The sequence below is a fragment of the Planktothrix sp. FACHB-1365 genome, assembly GCF_014697575.1.
Classification (GTDB): domain Bacteria; phylum Cyanobacteriota; class Cyanobacteriia; order Cyanobacteriales; family Microcoleaceae; genus Planktothrix.
In genome coordinates, this window is record NZ_JACJSC010000016.1 from 1 (window position 1) to 17,698 (window position 17,698).

A 17,698-nucleotide genomic window follows, 5' to 3' on the forward strand; every position below is an offset into this window, starting at 1 on the left:
AAAAGCAGATAACCCTACATCTAAACCAATTGTTTTATTGGTTGGTTCAGATTGAATCTTAACGTCAATTGAAATCAGAAATTGGCAATAGTAGCCGTCTGCACGTCTAACTAATCTCACTCGTTTAATTTGTTCGGGTTGATAGAAATGCAGATCATAGCTTCCTACTAACCGTAACCGCCCAATCCCTTTTTTATCAGTAAAGGTAATAGCTTTACGAGTTTCTAAGTTTAATTGCCATCCGGTTGTTTTGTACTCAACCGAACGGCAATTCTTTTTGAATTTAGGGAAGCCTTTTTTACCCGGAACTTTCCGCTTGCAATTATCGTAGAATCGAGCGATAGCTGACCATGCTCTCTCGGCACGCTTATTGTCTAGCCTGAGAATTTAGTTCCGACGCGAATTTAAAGTCATGAGCTAATACACGACAATATTTGTTCAAATCGTACTTATTAACCCCTTTGTTATCCATCCAATATCTTAAACACTTGTTCTGGATGAATTGGGCTGTACGAATCGCTTCATCTATTGCCTTGCTTTGTTGCAATGCGGCTCTAACTTTAAATTCTAAAACCAACATTTATGCTACCTATCTCGACCTAAATCTAGGTTAGCACAAGTTTTTGTTTGGTGTCAACTGTTTCTATGTCGTGCCAATCTGGTTTTGTTGCTCGGTTTTTCATCTTTATTCACAGCCCGGCGTTAACCGGGCGGTGTAACGGGAGTCTTCAAACCGAGATCCTAGATAAAGTTAACTGATCTGTTCACTCGCACGGCTTAACATGGCTTCATGAAGATGATCATCATGGAGACGTTCCTGAATTAATAACTCCCGTGCTTGTTCCTGGGTCTGTTCAATCAGATTTTCTTCTTCCGCCGCCCGGTTTCGCATGGTTTCCTGGACGTGTTCTTGGTATTGACGATCTTGAACCAAGAGTTCCCGTGCTTTATCTTGCATGGTCATGGCTAGATTCTCCTAAATTCCTGTTTAATATCTCTCTATCTAAAATTTTTACATAATTTTAGCAAAATGTATCATAAGTAACAGAAATTTTTATAATTTTAGTAAATAAGTATTTCGACTCATGCTGAATAACTCTAACCCCAGTAGTATCCCCCAACGCTTCGGATAGCTAGAAAGTCCAAATCAAAAATTTTTGCCGTACCTATTGAGAATACTTTGCATTTGAGTTATGCTGATCACTATCGGTTGACGGGTAAAAGTAATGGATTATCCCTAGGCTTCCTGTCTCTGTTAGTGAAAATAGATTTCATTTGAGAACAACTTATGAACTCATCTCATCTTGACGAAAGCGCGATTTGTGAAATTTTGGGAATTAACTGGGTAGACCGTTGGCTTGTTTATAAGCGATTACAAGAGTTAGAGATTCCCTGCTGGTGTCGAATTAACCAACCGTTACAGGTTCAAATTAATACCCCAAAAGATACAATTCAACTCTTGAGCGTCCTCCGACAATTCAGCCAGTCTCATCAAAATTTAGTCGAGCACTTAGAACACTGTTGGCATTGTCATTCGATTTGAAATCCCAAAGTTTTTTTAACCTTTTCTAAACTTTTCTGATTAACAGATATTGACTAGACTTGAACTTTTTTAAGTTTGTCTATTACTGTTTTCCTTTAAGTACAGCTTGAAATTTTTGTTACTTGTCACCTCCAGTAAACCCATGTATAAATCCAACAAAAGCCATACAGAATTCAACTTAACAGGAACAATCAAAAATGTGTGGATAAAAGAAGATAAACCTAAATTAATGACGCTACAAACTCCTGTGGGATTATTGCTGATTAAACTGTCTAAAGCAGCGCGGATGATGGGAATTTCTAATTTAGCTCCTGGTCAGGAGGTGCGCGTCAAAGGTCAAAAAAAACAAGATTTTAAAACCGGAAAGATTAAATTAAAAGCTGAACAGATACTTCCAGCTTTCCCACCCCTATCAACTTTAACTCCTTTATTCGGTGATGAAAGCCCAGAAAGTGCTTCTGAAAATTTAGTTCTTTCATCCTCTTTGAGTGTTCAAACTTCTACCACTTCTAATATTTTATATTCCCCAATTCAGGAAGACTATAAAACCTCAGAAATTTGTCCTTCAGTTATTCCCGGTGAACCGGTACAACAGCCTGCGGTTAAACCCGCTAAAATCTTAATTTGTCAAAAATCCGATTGTCGTAAACGGGGAGGCGATGCGATTTGTACGCTATTGCAACAAGAATTAGCTCAACGGGGATTAGAAGATCAGGTAACAATTCAAAAAACAGGATGTTTGAAAAAATGTAAAGCTGGCCCTAATCTGGTGATGTTACCGGATAAAACCCGTTATAGTAAAGTTGAACCGGAAAAAATTCCCGCGTTGATTGAACAACATTTTTAAAAAAATTTAGGATACGGGAGACTTAAGAAAGAAAGATTGATCGGGGTTGTTCTTCTCCTATAATTTGGAAATTAACCCGTTATTCAAAAGTAGAATAGGAGATAACAATGCCTCCAGAAATTAAGATGAAACGTTCAGCAATTAAGTTTCTACCTCAATCTCAGGAAGTTAGCCAGCCTGGTCGCAGGGGACGATATCAAGAGGAACAACCCTATCTTCAGGGTGTCTTTGCTTGGTCAGATGAAGATGCAACGGCAATTGCGAAAGTAAAGTTTTTTTCCTATGAAGAACTTATAGTAGCCTGGACTATTGCAGAAGAAGGAAAAGGTATTCTTGTTGTTGGCGATTACGTCGAGCCCAAAAATAGCTATGATGACAAAATTATTCGTTTATCTAATGCGCGAATTGCTCGTTATGATGCGAATGGAAAGTTTGAGCTTACAATTCCAGGCGAATCAGAACCTGAGATCCTAGAAGGAAATCCAAAAGATCTAGTAATCCTAGAAGTAGTTGGTCGTGTCGAGTTGATTCGACCCTCTATGTCAACTTCCGGTGGTTCTGGTCGCCAATCAGGTCTTAGACAAAGGCACGCTTTACGAAAACAACAACAAGAAAATCAAACACCTAGCTGAAAGAAATAGGGTTTCTGTTTTAAACTCAGATTTTTTCAGAAACCTTTTTTGCGAGATGATTTGAGTTTTTTTGATAACTAAAACCAATAAATTGCGGATACTTGTTTTAAATTTTAAAAGAATTCGAGAAAAATTGGATTTTTTATTGAAAATGGCTGGCAATTACTTGACGAAACCATAGGGGTTTGAGGTATACTAAAAAAAACACACCCAAGGGGTTATTGTGTCTATAGGCAAAAATAGAGGCTAAAACCCTTTAAACTCGTTCAAGATTGAGAAAATTTAATCGGTTTATGGCTGCTGCGATGCACGAGTTTTTTGAAGAAAAAGTCAAGTCGTGGATCGGGGTATTGACAAAATTGATAAATTGTGCATCAGCTAAAAAATCAAGTTTCACGGAAAATTAAAAATTGGGTTGCTTGCGTGTCCCAAGTGGTGAGAAGAAACGTTAGTCTTGCTTGTTCTTCTCCTATAATTTGGAAATTAACCCGTTATTCAAAAGTAGAATAGGAGAGGACGATGCCCCCAGAAATTAAAATGAAACTTTCAGCAATTAAGTTTCTGCCTCAATCTGAGGAAGTTGAAGTTAACCAGTCTAATTCTAAGGAACAACGATATCGAGATCGAGAAGAACGGAAATATCTTCAGGGTATCTTTGCTGGGTCAGATGAAGATGCGAAGGGAATTGCCAGAGTTTGGTTTTGTTCCAATCAAGAACTTAAACTAGCCTCGAAGCTTGCTCAAGAAGGCATGGGTGTTCTCGTTGTTGGCGATGAAAAGGAGATTGACTCTGGCAAGAAAACTATTGGTTTAGAAAATGCGCGAATTGCTCGTTATGATGCGAATGGAAAGTTTGAGCTTACAATTCCAGGCCAATCAGAACCTGAGATCCTAGAAGGAAATCCAAAAGATTTAGTAATCCTAGAAGTAGTTGGTCGTGTCGAGTTAATTCAACCTTCTATGTCAACTTCCGGTGGTTCTGGTCGCACATCAGGTCTTAAGCAAAGGCACGCTTTACCAAAACAACAACAAGAAAATCAAACACCTAGTTGAAAGAAATAGGGTTTCTACATCAGAATTTATATTTCATCTTCAACATTTCAGGAGAAACCCGGTTTCTGTAAGCGACCAACAACTTGATATTAAATATTCTTATTAGTAAAGGTATTATTCTTTTAAATTTTAAAAGAATTTGAGAAAAATCGGATTTTTTATTGAAAATGGCTTGCAATTACTTGACGAAACCATAGGGGTTTGAGGTATACTAAAAAAACGCAGCCAAGGGCTTATTGTGTCTATAGGCAAAAATAGAGGCTAAAACCCTTTAAAATTGTTCAAGATTGAGAAAATTTAATTGGTTTATGGCTGCTGCGATGCACGAGTTTTTTGAAGAAAAAGTCAAGTCGTGGATCGGGGTATTGACAAAATCAATAAATTGTGCATCAGCTAAAAAATCAAGTTTCACGGAAAATTAAGAATTGGGTTGCTTGCGTGTCCCAAGTGGTGAGATGATTGAGATGCAGTCTGAGGGGAATTCCAGAGCCACTTATGGCGTAGAATCTGAACTCGTTGAGATTCGATGCTTCGGCACTCACGCACTCACTAAAGTCTACAGATAAAAATAATTATGGCTTCACTTGAAGAACTTTGCATAAATTCGATTCGCTTCCTAGCCATTGATGCCGTAGAAAAGGCAAAATCTGGCCACCCTGGATTACCGATGGGTGCTGCGCCGATGGCCTTTGTGTTGTGGGATCGGTTTATGCGGTTCAATCCCAAAAATCCTAAATGGTATAACCGCGATCGCTTCGTGCTCTCAGCCGGTCATGGCTCAATGTTGCAGTATGCCCTGCTGTATCTGATGGGATACGATAGCGTTTCCTTAGATGATATCAAAAACTTCCGTCAGTGGGGGTCTAAGACTCCTGGCCACCCGGAAAACTTTGTCACCGCCGGGGTAGAAGTTACCACTGGCCCATTAGGTCAAGGGATTGCCAATGGGGTTGGGTTAGCTATGGCCGAAGCCCACATGGCTGCGACCTTCAATAAACCCGATGCCAACTTGGTAGACCATTATACCTATGTGATCTTAGGGGATGGTTGCAACATGGAAGGGGTTTCGGGTGAAGCTTGTTCTTTAGCCGGACACCTGGGACTTGGTAAATTAATTGCCCTCTACGACGATAACCATATTTCCATTGATGGAAATACCGAGATTTCTTTTACCGAAGATGTCAGCAAACGCTTTGAAACCTATGGTTGGCACGTTCAGCACGTTGAAAATGGCAACACGGATTTAGATGCCATTGCAGATGCCATTGCCAAAGCGAAGGAAGTCACCGATAAACCGTCTTTCATTAAAGTTACCACCATCATTGGGTATGGTTCTCCCAATAAAGCCAACACTGCTGGAGTTCATGGAGCGGCGTTAGGGGGAGATGAAGTGGCAGCTACCCGTAAAAATCTGGGTTGGGGTTATGAACCTTTTGTCGTTCCCGATGATGCCTTAGCTCATTTCCGTAAAGCCGTTGAACGCGGGGCGAATCTGGAAGGAGAATGGAGCAAAACTTGGGAAAACTACAAAGCCAAATATCCCCAAGAAGCCGCTGAATTTGAACGTCGCATTAGCGGAAAACTCCCCGAAGGCTGGGAAAAAGCCCTTCCAACCTTTACCCCGGAAGAAAAAGGCAAAGCCACCCGTCAATATTCTGAAGGATGTCTAAATGCCTTAGCTCCCGCTATCCCCGAATTAATTGGAGGTTCAGCCGACTTAACCCACTCCAACTTAACGGAGATGAAGGGCTTTGGTAATTTCCAAAAAGGACAATATCAAAACCGTAACCTGCGTTTCGGTGTCCGGGAACACGGAATGGGTGCAATTTGTAATGGCATTGGTCTGCATTACTCTGGCTTAATTCCCTATTGCGCGACATTCTTAGTCTTCGCGGACTATATGCGGGCGGCGATTCGTTTATCCGCCTTATCAGAAATCGGGGTGATCTATGTGATGACCCACGACTCTATCGCCCTTGGGGAAGATGGCCCCACCCACCAACCTGTAGAAACCATTGCCTCCTTACGAGCAATTCCTGACCTGTTGGTGATGCGTCCGGCGGATGGAAACGAAACCTCTGGGGCTTATAAAGTCGCCGTTGAAAATCGGAATCGTCCCACGCTGATTGCGTTAACTCGTCAAGCGTTACCGAACTTAAAAGGTAGTTCTATTGATGTGGTCAGCAAAGGAGCTTATGTTCTGTCTGACTCTGAAGGCACTCCCGATTTAATTCTGATCGCAACGGGAAGCGAAGTGTCTCTGTGTGTGGAAGCCGCCGCTAAATTAACCGCCGAAGGCAAGAAAGTTCGGGTGGTTTCTATGCCCTGTTGGGAACTGTTTGAAGAACAAGATGCAGCTTACAAAGAATCTGTGTTACCGAAAGCTGTCACCAAACGGTTAGCGGTAGAAGCTGCCAGCAGTTTCGGTTGGCAACGTTATATTGGTGATCAAGGCGACATGATCAGTATTGATCGCTTTGGTGCTTCTGCTCCGGGTAACGTGTTGATGGAGAAATTTGGTTTCACCCTGGATAATGTTTTAGACAAAGCGAAAGCGTTATTAGGTTAAGCCTAAAGTTTAGGGGAATAGGGAACAGGAAAGAGTTTTTCCTCCTGTCTCCTGTTTCCTCTCTTCTTATTATTGAGTGCGGTCATCTACCGCACTTTTTTTATTGAACTTGAGCGCCATGAGAACGGGGGTCAACCGTACTAGGTTTATCGGGAGTTAGTGGGGAATTAAAGGCAGAAACTTGGCCTATTGATTGAGTATAGGGGAGAGGATTTTCAGCGATTAAAGCGTCTAAATTTGCTTCTAGGATATTCCGGGGAATTTCACCAATAGTTTGTGCAATGGTATCAGCATTTTGATTCAAATAAACAAAATGAGGAATTCCATCAACTCGATATTTCAGCAGTTCAGGCAACCATTTACTATTATCCACATTCAACATAACAAAATTCAGTTGTTCAGCATATTGCTGTTTAATTTCATGCAATTCTGGGGCCATCGCTTGGCAACTGGTACACCAATTAGCATAAAATTCAATTAAGGTGGGTTTTCCATTCCTCAAGGCGACATCCATCGGAACAGATTCTTCTGCGAGTTGAGGAAGAGAGGTTGATGTCGCATCCATCCGTACCCCCAGGAAAACGGCTACAGCCAAAATAATCGCAGCCATGGCAATTAAAAAGTTTCTAATGCGTTTGGCTAAATCAGAGGGTTGAGTTGATGTTGTTGAATGCAATGGATTTTCGTTCATGTTCCTAAAATAAAAAATGATCACCTATCCTAGGAATGAGACAGGCGCAGAAAGAATTCACGGCTGACTCTAACTCCTAGCTTCTGATTATTTTAGTTTAACTATATTTTTCTGAAAATTTTTAACAATTCCCTTGAAGTTGCAGTAAAATAGGATCAAAATAAATTAGCTATAAAAATAGTCCCAAAAAGTGTAATAGCTATAAATTCGTAATTCGTAATTCGTAATTCGTAATTTTTAATTTTATAACAATGAAAAAAAGAGTCACTTTAACCTTTCCCAAACGCTCTATTCAAATGCCGATTACCTATCGATTGGCAAAAGATTTTAATGTGGCTGCTAATATTATTCGGGCTCAAGTCGCCCCCAATCAAGAGGGAAAATTAGTGGTAGAATTGTCAGGGGATATTGATGAATTAGAAGCCGCTATTGAATGGATGCAAACTCAAAATATTGGGGTTTCTTTAGTAGGACGAGAGATTTTAATTGATGAAGAAAGTTGTGTTGATTGTGGATTATGTACTGGAGTTTGTCCGACAGAAGCCTTAACGCTTAATCCTGAAACCTTTTATTTGACGTTTACCCGTTCCCGATGTATTGTTTGTGAACAATGTATTCCCACCTGTCCCGTTCAAGCGATTTCTACGAATCTCTAAACGGGAATTCAATACAAAACTTGTTTTTTCTCTTAATTTTTCAATGAAATCACAAAAAGAACTAACAATTATTACTTGGGTTTCCTTTGGATTACTGCTCCTAACTTGTCTTCATTTTGGTTGGTTTTTATTTGAATCTCATCTATATTCTATAATTGCAGGTATAATTTTAGCCTTAATTTGGGCAGTAGATTTATTCTTTACGATTCCGCTTAACTTTTTTCAAAATATAGTATTAAGATGGATTAGAACTGATCTAGGAACATTCTTAATGATTGTTTTTATCTCAATCTTAGGTGTGTTTATGGTCACTTGGCTACAGATTTCGATTAATATTTTATTAATGCTTTCAGCCACAGCATTAGCGAGGTTAGAATTGCAAACCTCCAGATTTAGTAATTGGCAATCTTTTATTATTTTATCGATATTATCTACCTTTGGTTTAACATTAGGATGGGTACTGAATTATTATTTTTCTGTAGATCATTTAGAATTCCAATTGTGTTTCCCCTTTGATTTAGGATGTCTTGAAATTCCCTATAGTGCAGAAACTCCACCTGCTCAAGAGTAACAAGGGTTAAGAGATTAATGTTATTGGGTGCGTCAGCTTGACGCTAACACACCATTGCTATTATTTTAAATCTAATAATCCATTACTTTTGAGTTTGGGATTAAAGCGAATTTCTTCTTGTAATCCCCGTTCTTGGAGTTGAGTTAAAATTTCTTCTTCCACACGACGAGCAACTTGTTTTAACAGTTTTTCTTGACCGATTTCATCGTTTTTTTCATAAGCTATTTTTTCTTCGGTTGTCATTAAAGGTTTGACTTGAATGGGATGATTCCACAGCATTTCATCTTCTGCATTTCCCAGAGGAATTGAACCATTTTCAGTAATCCAAGCTGCTTTAATTTCTTCTAAAATTGTTCGATTTGGACGAGTAATTGTTTGTAACTTCAGCCAATAACAGCCTTGATATTGCCGAACAAAATGTTGCTTTAAACTTAGATAAATATCTCTGGAATATCCGACATATTGTAAGATTTTATCTTGATTAAAAATGGCATAAACACCAATTTGACCCTGAAGAAAGTCAGGGATTCTGCCATTTTCATCCAAATAGGAGATATAGTCTAAACTATTAAGAGGAGGAATTTCAGTTGGATTAGTCATTGATACAAAAAACGCTTTTTTCCTAATTTTAAATGGATCAGTACCGATTTAATTATAGCGTTTTATTGAATTCTTTTTAACGGCGATTAAATACATGAGGAGAAAAATTTTCCCATTCAACTCAAATATCTGTTATCTTGGATCTTAAAACTCTGCTGAATAACTGGCGAGTCGTAAACTTCTGGAAATCTCAGAGTTGCCTGGTTCAAGACCATACTCCCTCAGTCAAATCTGTATAAAAAAACTCAATGTTTACACAAGTGCATTTAACAGAGCGACATCATCATATCCTGTGGGCAACGATTCGTCACTATATTGCGACGGCAGAACCTGTTGGTTCTAAAGCGTTGGTGGAAGAATACAACCTCAAAGTCAGTCCCGCCACCATCCGCAATAGTATGGGGGTCTTGGAACGCGCTGGACTCCTGTATCAACCCCATACCTCCGCCGGACGAGTCCCCTCAGATTCGGGTTATCGAATTTATGTGGATAAATTAATTACGCCTTCAGAAACCGTAGCCGATGAAGCACTGCAATTATTACGGGAACAACTCAGTTTAAAAAACTGTAGTTTGGAGGCAATTTTGCGGGGTGCATCGCAAATTTTATCAACTTTGAGTGGGTATATTACCTTAGTAACATTACCCCAACGAATTACAACCCGGTTGCGACATTTGCACCTGATTTCGATAGAACCTGGAAAAATAATGTTAGTTGTAGTAACGGATTCCTATCAAACCCAATCGAGTTTGATTGAATTATCGTCTCCGAATTACCCTGCTAATTCTAACACAATGGGAGTTAATCCGCTACCCGAAAATCCAGAAGTTTTAGAACAAGAGTTACAATTAATTTCTAATTTTTTAAATGCTCAATTGAGAGGAAAATCTATTTCTGAACTCTCCACTTTAGATTGTACAGAATTAGATCGGGAATTTCAACGCTATTCGGATTTTTTACGCAAATTATTAACGGATTTAAGTCATCGTAGCCAAACCCCAGAATATACTCGAATTCTAATTAGTGGAATTGCTGAAGTTTTACATTTACCCGAATTTTCGCAATTACAACAGGTTAAAACTTTAATGCACTTATTAGAAGAAGAACAGGAACAATTGTGGCCGTTAATTTTTCCCCCGTCCCAAACTGAACGGGTTACGGTTCGGATTGGGTCGGAAAATCCCTTAGAACCCATTCAAGGCTGTACATTGGTTTCGGCTCAATATCGACGGGATAATATTCCGGTGGGAAGTGTGGGAATTTTAGGCCCGACTCGGATGATGTATGAAAATGCCATCGCCGTTGTTGAAGCCGCTGCTGATTATTTGTCAGAAGCACTGAGTTAATGTTTAATTTCTATATTTATGGTCGGTTTAGAATCCTTAGAAAATAGTTTATTTTCCTTTGTCCATCTTCTAAGATTTGGCTTAGAAGCAATTTCGGCTTTTTGCGTCTTTTTAGGATTAATTACTACCTTAAAAATTGCCTTAAAAGCTTTCCATCGGCGGCTAGTTTTTCCCTTTATAGAGTTACGTCTCCACTTTGGAACGTGGTTAGCCTTAGCCTTGGAATTTCAATTGGGTGCGGATATTGTTTCTACCACAATTACACCCTCTTTTCAGGTATTAGGACAGTTAGCCGCAATTGCTGTGATTCGGACATTTTTAAATTATTTTTTGAATAAAGAACTGGAAAGTGAAACTAACTTTCAGAAAAAGCTAGAGGAGAAATCTTCTATTCAGAAATTATAGAATATAATGGTGAATTCTGACCCTTTAACCATCGCAGAAACAGCAATTATCGAGTTTGAACGTTCAAAAGTTCCTGGGGTTTGGACGGGACTCAATAAACAGCAAATTATTGCCGAAATCCGCTCACGTCTGCTAAATCCCTTTAACATTAATCAAGGTTCTCAACCCTTTTGTGGCCCTGCTGCTATTATTTTTGAACTGGCTCGAAAACATCCTGCTGCTTATATTCAACTCTGTCGAAATCTCTTTCAAATTGGGGGCTTTCATACCCATACAAATCGTTGGATTCCTTCACCTGTCTATTTACAACAGAGTCAAGTTAATGTTAAGATCTCTCAAGTGGATTGGATGGTATTATCGACACTGAGAGAATCGGAAAATCTGATTTTTTCCGTTGACCCGAATGCTCCTCAACTCTTGAGAAATTTAGCCGGAATTACAAAGCCTTGGGAAATTGGCGGATGGACTCAAGAAATTTTAGGTTATCAAACCATTCATTATCATTATGCTTATTTATTCGGAGATTTAGAAGCGATTCAAAAAGCAAATCAAATTGTAAAATCTGGGGGTGTAGCCTTTGGATTAATTAATGATTTTGGCTTACTCCTGAACAAACCTCCCGTTTTTTCCTATCCCAGTCATTGGGTCGCCTTATTAGATCAATTAAATATTGATTACAATCGGAATATGATTGAGTTTAATCTATTTACTTGGGGTCAACAGATGCAGATTAAGGTTGATATAAAAACCTTTAAAACCTATTTTTGGGCTGTTGTTACTGGGATTTAGTTTAACCGCAACATAGCATCAGAAACCGGGTTTTTAAGTTAAGCCTATAGGGATTTTCAAAAACCCGGTTTCTTATATGAAATCTTTAAATGTTTGCTACAAATCCCCCTGTAGAGACGTTGCATGCAACGTCTCTACAGGGGGGCTGGGGGGATCATTTGTAGCGTTCATAAGGGGATTTCATATAACTTAAGTTTAGGGTCTGAAATCGAGGTGTTTTTAAACCCAGTTTCTAAATTCCTATTAATGAATTGGTAATAATCCGCTTCACGCCTAAATTAACTAAAGTATTAAAATCATTGAGATCATCCACTGTCCAAACCACAATATCGACTCCTTGATTTTGGCTTTGGGTTACGATTTCTGGATGTTGTAATACAACAGGATAATGGATGCTTAAAATCGAATTTCCTTTGTTAATTGCTTTTTGAAGCTGTTCTTCAAACTGATTAAAAGCAATTAAAAAATATCCCAGGGTTATTTCGGGATGATAGTGACGAATTTGATCTAAAAATTTTTCATTAAAAGAAGTTATAATTGATTTTTTAAGAAGATCATTTTGAATTAAAAATCCCCCTAAGTTTTGAACTTCTTCCTCTAACCATTGATGATTCGGTTTAATATCAAAATATAAAAAATCCTTAACATTTTGAAAAGTAGCGATCACATCTTCTAATGTAGGAATACTTTCTCCAGCAAATCGTTCAGCAAACCACGAACCTGCATCTAATTCTTTGAGTTCTGCAATGGTTTTCTCGGAAACTTTACCCGATGTTCCCGTAATTCGATTTAATAATTCATCATGAAAAATAACGGGAATTCCATCCGCAGAAACTTGTACATCAAATTCCAGAGAATTTGCCCCCTGTTGTAAAGCTGCACTAAACGCAACCAGGGTATTTTCAGGTGCCATAACCGAAAAACCCCGATGAGCAATAATTTCTAAATCCATCTTTTTACCTCTATTTCTATAATTATTATTTTACCATCATTTGAGCTTTTAAAAATGCTTCAACGGTTTGATTAAAACAATCGGGTTCAACTAAAAATGACCAATGATTACCCGCCACCCGTTCAATTTTTAACTGGGTTAAATACTGTTGATAAGGTTTTAATTGCCAGTCCATACGATTAACTCCCTTTTCTGGTTGAATTAATAATGTGGGAATCTTAATATTTTCTGTTAACCCTGGAACTTCCATCACCTGTTCAAAAATTTCATTTCTAGCCGGAATTCCAAATTTACTTCCCCAAGTTCCATCTCGTTTTTGTTCCATTCCTGCTTCAAATAATTCCTGTTGTAAATCACTCCATCCCGCAAATTGAGCTAATTGTTTAGCTTGATTTTCAGCCTGTTCAAAACTAACAAAGGGGCCGATTAATTTTAAACAATCTAACTGACGATACAAAAGGGGTAGAGTTAATTTAAACAAACCGGGAAGTTTCATAATAAAAATTGGATCAACTAAAATCATACTATTAAATCGTTCAGGATTCTGTTTTGCCCAAATCGCTGCCATTTTACCCGTCCAAGAATGTCCTAAAATATGAGCTTTTGACCAATTCAAATGATCCATTAATGCTTCTAAATCTTCAATAACTTCCGTAAAGGTATATCCCTTATCAGGTTTACTACTTTCTCCATGTCCTCGCATATCCGGTGCTATAATATGATAGCGATCGCTCAATTTCTCTCCTAACTTTTTCCAAACCAACGCTTGATCTGCTAACCCATGTAATAATAAAAGATTTGTATCCGACGAACAGTTAACCGCAGAATTCCATTCTAAATAAGAGAGGTTAGCCGTTGATAGGGATAAGGTTTTTCTAATATAACTCATGGTTTTACCCTCTGAAAATAATAAATTAGCAAACTGGATATTTTCAGTATAAAGGATTAGATCTCTCTATATCAATCCACGCCAAGGTTGTAATATTTTATTGTAGGGGTTTGGTTTTCAAACCCTCTTTGCGCCTGGATTTGGAAGGACATTTCCCCTACAGGCATTGCTATAGTATAGGATAGATGATTAGAAAAAGCTTGTGATTTCAGCCCTTAAGTTAGGGTTTGTTACTGACCCTAGGTTTAAAAATGATCTAATTTTAGGTAAAATATGAGATAATAATATCAATTTTTTCTCAATTTTATTTTGTAAAATAACCAAAGCATCATGCAAGCATCTACAGAGTGGCAACAGGTAAAAACTGCCTTTAAAAAGATTTGGGGTTATGATGATTTCCGACCTCCCCAAGGGGAAATTATTAAAAGCTTGCTAGACTACAAAGATGCTTTAATTGTCATGCCAACGGGAGGGGGTAAATCAATTTGTTTTCAACTTCCAGCCTTATTAAAAACCGGATTAACTTTAGTGATCTCGCCGCTTGTGGCATTAATGGAAAATCAGGTACAAGAACTTCAAGATCTCAAACTTCCCGCCGCTTTAATTCATAGCCAATTATTGCCCCAACAACGTCGCAATACCTTACGTTTAGTTGAACAAAATCAATTAAGACTTCTCTATCTTTCTCCTGAAACTCTATTAAGTTCTCCCGTTTGGAGTGTGATTTCTCAACCCCAAGTTAAAATCAATGGTTTAATCTTAGATGAAGCCCATTGTTTAGTCCAATGGGGGGATACCTTTCGCCCTGCTTATCGACGTTTAGGGGCTATTCGGGCAACTTTATTAAAACTAAAACCTGCGGGAACAAAAATAGCGATCGCAGCCTTTACAGCCACCGCCGATCCTGATGCTCAAGCTATTATTAAACAGGTTTTAAACCTCAAAAATCCTCAACAATTTCTTCTCAGTCCCTATCGATATAATTTAGAATTAAACGTTAAAACAGTTTGCACTCCCAGAGGACGACAACAACAATTAATCCAATTTATTAAACCTCGAAAAAACCAAACAGGTTTAATTTATGCCCGCACCCGTAAAGACTGTGAAGAATTAGCCCAATGGTTACAAACTCAAAATTATTCAACCGTTGCATATCATGCGGGTTTAGGTTCTGATGAACGCCGGAAAATCGAAAAAGATTGGTTACAGGAAAAGATTAAATTTGTGGTTTGTAGTAGTGCCTTTGGCATGGGAATTAATAAAAGTAATGTTCGCTGGGTTGCCCATTTTCAACCTCCTTTTTTATTATCAGAATATATTCAAGAAGTGGGACGGGCGGGGAGAGATGGTCAACCTGCGATCGCATTAACAATTATTAGCGAACCCACAGGTTTTTTCTATCCTGAAGATAAACAACGGCAAAATTATTTAAAAGAAAACCTACAAAAACAATATCAATTAGCCAATCAATTAATCAAGAAACTTCCCTTAAGAGGAAATATAGAAACGGTTTCTGAACAATTTAATAATAGTGCGATCGCCCTTTCAATATTACACGCCCAAGGACGCTTAATCTGGCGTGATCCGTTTCACTATGAAATGCAATCTAAACCTGCTAAATCAACTTTGGATATAAATAATAAAGCCATTCAACAAATGAATCAATACTTAAAAACTCGTCAATGTCGGTGGCAATTTTTATTACAAGCGTTTGGATTCAATTTAGATCAGTCCTTAAAAAAATGTGGTCATTGCGATCGCTGTAAACAAAAAAAATAGTAGAATAAACTATTCCTAACCTTATTAACCGAACTCAAACAATGGAAACTAACATTCCCGAATCAACTTTGACTGCTGAAAAACACCGCTTGAAAATGCAACGCCGCAAAGAAGTTCAAGATCAACGGGTAGCAGAACGAAATCAAACTAAAGGATTAATTATTGTTAATACGGGGAACGGAAAAGGCAAAACCACCGCCGCATTAGGAATGGTGTTGCGTTCCCTCGGTCATGGCTATCGAGTCGCCATTATTCAATTTATTAAAGGTGCATGGGAACCCGCCGAAAAAGCCGTATTCAGTAAATGGCCTGAACAATTAGAATTTCATGCGTTAGGAGAAGGCTTTACTTGGGAAACCCAAGACCGAGATCGAGATATTGAAAAAGTACAGGAAGCGTGGAATTTAGCCCTTTCTTTTATTCAAAATCCTGAGTTTAAATTAATCTTACTCGATGAAATTAATGTAGCGATGAAATTGGGTTATTTACCTGTTGAAGAAGTTCTAGCTGGACTTGTACAGAAACCCCAAGATACTCATATTATTTTAACGGGTCGAGGGGCTCCTCAAGCCTTAATTGAACAAGCAGACCTCGTAACAGAAATGTCCCTGGTTAAGCATCCTTTCCGCGAACAAGGGATCAAGGCTCAACCTGGGATTGAATTTTAATAAGATAGTGGTAATTAAAAACCCGGTTTCTTAAAGAAACCGGGTTTTTGAGGTCATTCTATTTAACTGGCTAAATATTCCCGAACTTGAGCTTTGCGACGACGCAGATGGTTTAACGCTTGGTTTTCCAGTTGACGAACCCGTTCTCGGCTGATGTTCATGCGAACACCCACTTTAGACAGGGACATCTCCTTACCATCTTCTAACCCATACCGCAGGGTAATCACTTCCCGTTGTTGGGGGGTCAAGTCCGCCAGTAAATCTTTCAAGTCCTGACGCAGTAACTCTTGAGTCACAAACGTATCGGCGGAGGTGCTTTCATCTTCTAAGAGATCTTGCAGTTCCGTATCTTGATTATCTCCTACTCGCAAATCTAAAGACACCGGATGACGAGACGCCAACAAATAATCTCTAATTTGGGCGGGGTCTAACTCTAGCGCTTCTGCAATTTCGGCCGCCGTCGGGTTACGGCCTAATTTCTGCACTAAGTCCCGTTGAACTTTTTTAATTTTGTTCAATTTTTCGGTAATATGGATTGGCAGACGAATGGTGCGAGAATTTTGCGCGATCGCACGGGTAATCGCTTGGCGAATCCACCAATAGGCATAAGTCGAGAACTTATAACCCCGCATGGGATCAAATTTTTCCACACCTCGTTCTAAACCCAGGGTTCCTTCTTGGATTAAATCCAAGAATTCCATATTGCGTTTTTGGTATTTTTTAGCAATGGACACCACTAAACGCAAGTTCGCCTCAATCATTTTTTGCTTGGCGCGACGTCCTTGCTCCAGGGTGGTTTGAAGTGCAGCTTCGCTCATCCCCACCGCGTCAGACCACTCGTGCTGGCTCGGTTCCCGACCCAGTTTATCTGCGAGTCCGTCTTTCGCTTCCAACTGTTGCATCATCTGTTGCACTTGTTTGCCATAGGTGATTTCTTGTTCGCGTGTTAGCAAAGGGACGCGACCAATTTCGTGCAAATAGGTGCGAACGGTGTCAGTGGTGGCAGGTCGAGCGTTTTTGGAAGCCGCTTGATCTTTGTTTTTGGTGTTGACAGTTGGCATGGGTATGAATTACACTCCTAAAACAGAATTTACAGGGGTAGCAAATTTTCCTCCTCTATCTACAGGAGGTTTTACAGGACTGGACAACACAGGTTAAGTGGGTTTCAGTCGTAGGGCTGGTTCCAAATCTTGTCTTGCTCTGTAAAAAGTAAATGTGAATTCTGTCCTATCCGTCTTGTCGCTGCGATTGAATGGTGGTTGTCTAGGGTCTAGGGCTATATATTTCTTTTAGTGATCGTTTTTTCCTAGTTTTCCCTAAAGCTGAATAACTCCATCAGGCTGTTAGGTTGCCAACCGAGGCTCGGCTTAGACAGAGAATCAGTGTTGATTTTCCTCTTTTCTCTCCCGCTTCCTGATTCTAGGAAGCTTAAGATTGTTTACATAGATTTACATCTCTCAAAATTATGACATACAACTAGGGGTGAAAGTCAAGGGCTTCATGGGAGAATTTACCATTATAGCAACTTTTACTTTTGTTTGAATATTTTGATCATGCCCTATTTCTTTTGATAATACAACTGTAGTAATTGAGTAATAACCGAACTTGGGGTTATCGGTTATCAGTCATCAGTAGAGACGTGCCATGGCACGTCTCTACCAGTTATCAGTCATCAGTTATCAGTTATCAGTCATCAGTCATCAGTTAT

Annotated in this window: 18 protein-coding genes and 1 pseudogene; 12 read left to right on the forward strand and 7 right to left on the reverse strand. The window is 39.0% G+C overall.

All coding sequences use genetic code 11. From position 1 onward, the window contains the following. Together H6G57_RS29055 and H6G57_RS17125 are read right to left on the reverse strand one after the other, a co-directional pair. A pseudogene (locus H6G57_RS29055) lies at window positions 1-580 on the reverse strand (RNA-guided endonuclease InsQ/TnpB family protein); the annotation flags it as partial. Window positions 581-751: 171 nt separating this feature from the next. After that, entirely contained in the window at window positions 752-964 is a 213-nt protein-coding gene (locus H6G57_RS17125) for a hypothetical protein (RefSeq protein WP_190520659.1), read from the reverse strand. A gap of 324 nt (window positions 965-1,288) precedes the next feature. On the opposite strand from H6G57_RS17125, the gene H6G57_RS17130 reads away from it, so the two are divergent. From H6G57_RS17130 to tkt, 5 genes are all read left to right on the forward strand, one after another. After that, window positions 1,289-1,543 (forward strand): Asr1405/Asl0597 family protein, encoded by a 255-nt coding sequence (locus H6G57_RS17130; RefSeq protein ID WP_190520661.1) that lies wholly within the window; start codon window positions 1,289-1,291, stop codon window positions 1,541-1,543. A 142-nt stretch (window positions 1,544-1,685) separates the two neighbouring features. Continuing rightward, window positions 1,686-2,390 (forward strand): ferredoxin, encoded by a 705-nt coding sequence (locus tag H6G57_RS17135; RefSeq protein ID WP_242049003.1) that lies wholly within the window; start codon window positions 1,686-1,688, stop codon window positions 2,388-2,390. 107 nt (window positions 2,391-2,497) lie between these two features. Further along, the gene (locus H6G57_RS17140; RefSeq protein WP_190520663.1) at window positions 2,498-3,022 is read left to right on the forward strand and encodes a hypothetical protein; all 525 of its coding nucleotides are present in this window, start codon (window positions 2,498-2,500) and stop codon (window positions 3,020-3,022) included. A gap of 519 nt (window positions 3,023-3,541) precedes the next feature. After that, the gene (locus tag H6G57_RS17145; RefSeq protein WP_190520665.1) at window positions 3,542-4,075 is read left to right on the forward strand and encodes a hypothetical protein; all 534 of its coding nucleotides are present in this window, start codon (window positions 3,542-3,544) and stop codon (window positions 4,073-4,075) included. A gap of 574 nt (window positions 4,076-4,649) precedes the next feature. Next, window positions 4,650-6,644 (forward strand): transketolase, encoded by a 1,995-nt coding sequence (gene tkt, locus H6G57_RS17150; RefSeq protein WP_190520667.1) that lies wholly within the window; start codon window positions 4,650-4,652, stop codon window positions 6,642-6,644. Window positions 6,645-6,744: 100 nt separating this feature from the next. Here the strand turns inward: tkt and H6G57_RS17155 are convergent, their stop codons facing one another. Further along, a complete protein-coding gene (locus H6G57_RS17155) occupies window positions 6,745-7,335 on the reverse strand; it encodes a thioredoxin family protein (RefSeq protein WP_190520669.1) in 591 nt (196 codons plus the stop codon). A 251-nt stretch (window positions 7,336-7,586) separates the two neighbouring features. Between H6G57_RS17155 and H6G57_RS17160 the strand changes: the two genes are divergently transcribed. Beyond that, entirely contained in the window at window positions 7,587-7,991 is a 405-nt protein-coding gene (locus tag H6G57_RS17160) for an NIL domain-containing protein (protein WP_072720928.1), read from the forward strand. Between the two features lie 43 nt (window positions 7,992-8,034). After that, the gene (locus H6G57_RS17165; protein WP_190520671.1) at window positions 8,035-8,562 is read left to right on the forward strand and encodes a hypothetical protein; all 528 of its coding nucleotides are present in this window, start codon (window positions 8,035-8,037) and stop codon (window positions 8,560-8,562) included. Between the two features lie 60 nt (window positions 8,563-8,622). Here H6G57_RS17165 and H6G57_RS17170 read toward each other — a convergent pair whose 3' ends face one another. Further along, entirely contained in the window at window positions 8,623-9,162 is a 540-nt protein-coding gene (locus H6G57_RS17170) for a GIY-YIG nuclease family protein (protein ID WP_190520672.1), read from the reverse strand. Window positions 9,163-9,410: 248 nt separating this feature from the next. Between H6G57_RS17170 and hrcA the strand changes: the two genes are divergently transcribed. Genes hrcA through H6G57_RS17185 form a run of 3 tightly spaced genes read left to right on the forward strand, consistent with a single transcriptional unit; the run spans window position 9,411 to window position 11,702 of the window. Continuing rightward, on the forward strand, window positions 9,411-10,508 hold the full coding sequence (gene hrcA, locus H6G57_RS17175; RefSeq protein WP_190520674.1) for a heat-inducible transcriptional repressor HrcA: 1,098 nt from the start codon (window positions 9,411-9,413) through the stop codon (window positions 10,506-10,508). An 18-nt stretch (window positions 10,509-10,526) separates the two neighbouring features. Further along, window positions 10,527-10,913, forward strand: a complete 387-nt coding sequence (locus H6G57_RS17180; RefSeq protein WP_190520677.1) for a DUF1622 domain-containing protein — start codon at window positions 10,527-10,529, stop codon at window positions 10,911-10,913. Window positions 10,914-10,919: 6 nt separating this feature from the next. Continuing rightward, the gene (locus H6G57_RS17185; RefSeq protein WP_190520679.1) at window positions 10,920-11,702 is read left to right on the forward strand and encodes a hypothetical protein; all 783 of its coding nucleotides are present in this window, start codon (window positions 10,920-10,922) and stop codon (window positions 11,700-11,702) included. Window positions 11,703-11,934: 232 nt separating this feature from the next. On the opposite strand, the gene H6G57_RS17190 is transcribed toward H6G57_RS17185, so the two are convergent. Then, window positions 11,935-12,654, reverse strand: coding sequence for a glycerophosphodiester phosphodiesterase family protein (locus H6G57_RS17190; RefSeq protein WP_190520681.1), 720 nt, complete (start codon window positions 12,652-12,654; stop codon window positions 11,935-11,937). Between the two features lie 25 nt (window positions 12,655-12,679). Then, window positions 12,680-13,543, reverse strand: a complete 864-nt coding sequence (locus H6G57_RS17195; RefSeq protein WP_190520683.1) for an alpha/beta fold hydrolase — start codon at window positions 13,541-13,543, stop codon at window positions 12,680-12,682. 330 nt (window positions 13,544-13,873) lie between these two features. Between H6G57_RS17195 and H6G57_RS17200 the strand changes: the two genes are divergently transcribed. Next, window positions 13,874-15,322, forward strand: a complete 1,449-nt coding sequence (locus H6G57_RS17200) for an ATP-dependent DNA helicase RecQ (protein ID WP_190520685.1) — start codon at window positions 13,874-13,876, stop codon at window positions 15,320-15,322. Window positions 15,323-15,363: 41 nt separating this feature from the next. Next, window positions 15,364-15,990 (forward strand): cob(I)yrinic acid a,c-diamide adenosyltransferase, encoded by a 627-nt coding sequence (gene cobO / locus H6G57_RS17205; RefSeq protein WP_190520687.1) that lies wholly within the window; start codon window positions 15,364-15,366, stop codon window positions 15,988-15,990. Window positions 15,991-16,052: 62 nt separating this feature from the next. Here the strand turns inward: cobO and H6G57_RS17210 are convergent, their stop codons facing one another. Beyond that, a complete protein-coding gene (locus tag H6G57_RS17210; protein ID WP_190520689.1) occupies window positions 16,053-17,051 on the reverse strand; it encodes an RNA polymerase sigma factor, RpoD/SigA family in 999 nt (332 codons plus the stop codon). Between the last annotated feature and the right edge of the window lie 647 nt (window positions 17,052-17,698).

Excerpts from the sequence above, each read along its gene's own strand:
- H6G57_RS17135 (WP_242049003.1), top strand. The coding sequence starts at position 1,686 with ATGTATAAATCCAACAAAAGCCATACAGAATTCAACTTAACAGGAACA.
- H6G57_RS17190 (WP_190520681.1), bottom strand. The coding sequence starts at position 12,654 with ATGGATTTAGAAATTATTGCTCATCGGGGTTTTTCGGTTATGGCACCT.
- H6G57_RS17170 (WP_190520672.1), bottom strand. The coding sequence starts at position 9,162 with ATGACTAATCCAACTGAAATTCCTCCTCTTAATAGTTTAGACTATATC.
- H6G57_RS17155 (WP_190520669.1), bottom strand. The coding sequence starts at position 7,335 with ATGAACGAAAATCCATTGCATTCAACAACATCAACTCAACCCTCTGAT.
- hrcA (WP_190520674.1), top strand. The coding sequence starts at position 9,411 with ATGTTTACACAAGTGCATTTAACAGAGCGACATCATCATATCCTGTGG.
- H6G57_RS17185 (WP_190520679.1), top strand. The coding sequence starts at position 10,920 with ATGGTGAATTCTGACCCTTTAACCATCGCAGAAACAGCAATTATCGAG.
- H6G57_RS17125 (WP_190520659.1), bottom strand. The coding sequence starts at position 964 with ATGACCATGCAAGATAAAGCACGGGAACTCTTGGTTCAAGATCGTCAA.
- cobO (WP_190520687.1), top strand. The coding sequence starts at position 15,364 with ATGGAAACTAACATTCCCGAATCAACTTTGACTGCTGAAAAACACCGC.
- H6G57_RS17130 (WP_190520661.1), top strand. The coding sequence starts at position 1,289 with ATGAACTCATCTCATCTTGACGAAAGCGCGATTTGTGAAATTTTGGGA.
- H6G57_RS17195 (WP_190520683.1), bottom strand. The coding sequence starts at position 13,543 with ATGAGTTATATTAGAAAAACCTTATCCCTATCAACGGCTAACCTCTCT.
- H6G57_RS17165 (WP_190520671.1), top strand. The coding sequence starts at position 8,035 with ATGAAATCACAAAAAGAACTAACAATTATTACTTGGGTTTCCTTTGGA.
- H6G57_RS17210 (WP_190520689.1), bottom strand. The coding sequence starts at position 17,051 with ATGCCAACTGTCAACACCAAAAACAAAGATCAAGCGGCTTCCAAAAAC.
- H6G57_RS17180 (WP_190520677.1), top strand. The coding sequence starts at position 10,527 with ATGGTCGGTTTAGAATCCTTAGAAAATAGTTTATTTTCCTTTGTCCAT.
- tkt (WP_190520667.1), top strand. The coding sequence starts at position 4,650 with ATGGCTTCACTTGAAGAACTTTGCATAAATTCGATTCGCTTCCTAGCC.
- H6G57_RS17140 (WP_190520663.1), top strand. The coding sequence starts at position 2,498 with ATGCCTCCAGAAATTAAGATGAAACGTTCAGCAATTAAGTTTCTACCT.
- H6G57_RS17145 (WP_190520665.1), top strand. The coding sequence starts at position 3,542 with ATGCCCCCAGAAATTAAAATGAAACTTTCAGCAATTAAGTTTCTGCCT.
- H6G57_RS17200 (WP_190520685.1), top strand. The coding sequence starts at position 13,874 with ATGCAAGCATCTACAGAGTGGCAACAGGTAAAAACTGCCTTTAAAAAG.
- H6G57_RS17160 (WP_072720928.1), top strand. The coding sequence starts at position 7,587 with ATGAAAAAAAGAGTCACTTTAACCTTTCCCAAACGCTCTATTCAAATG.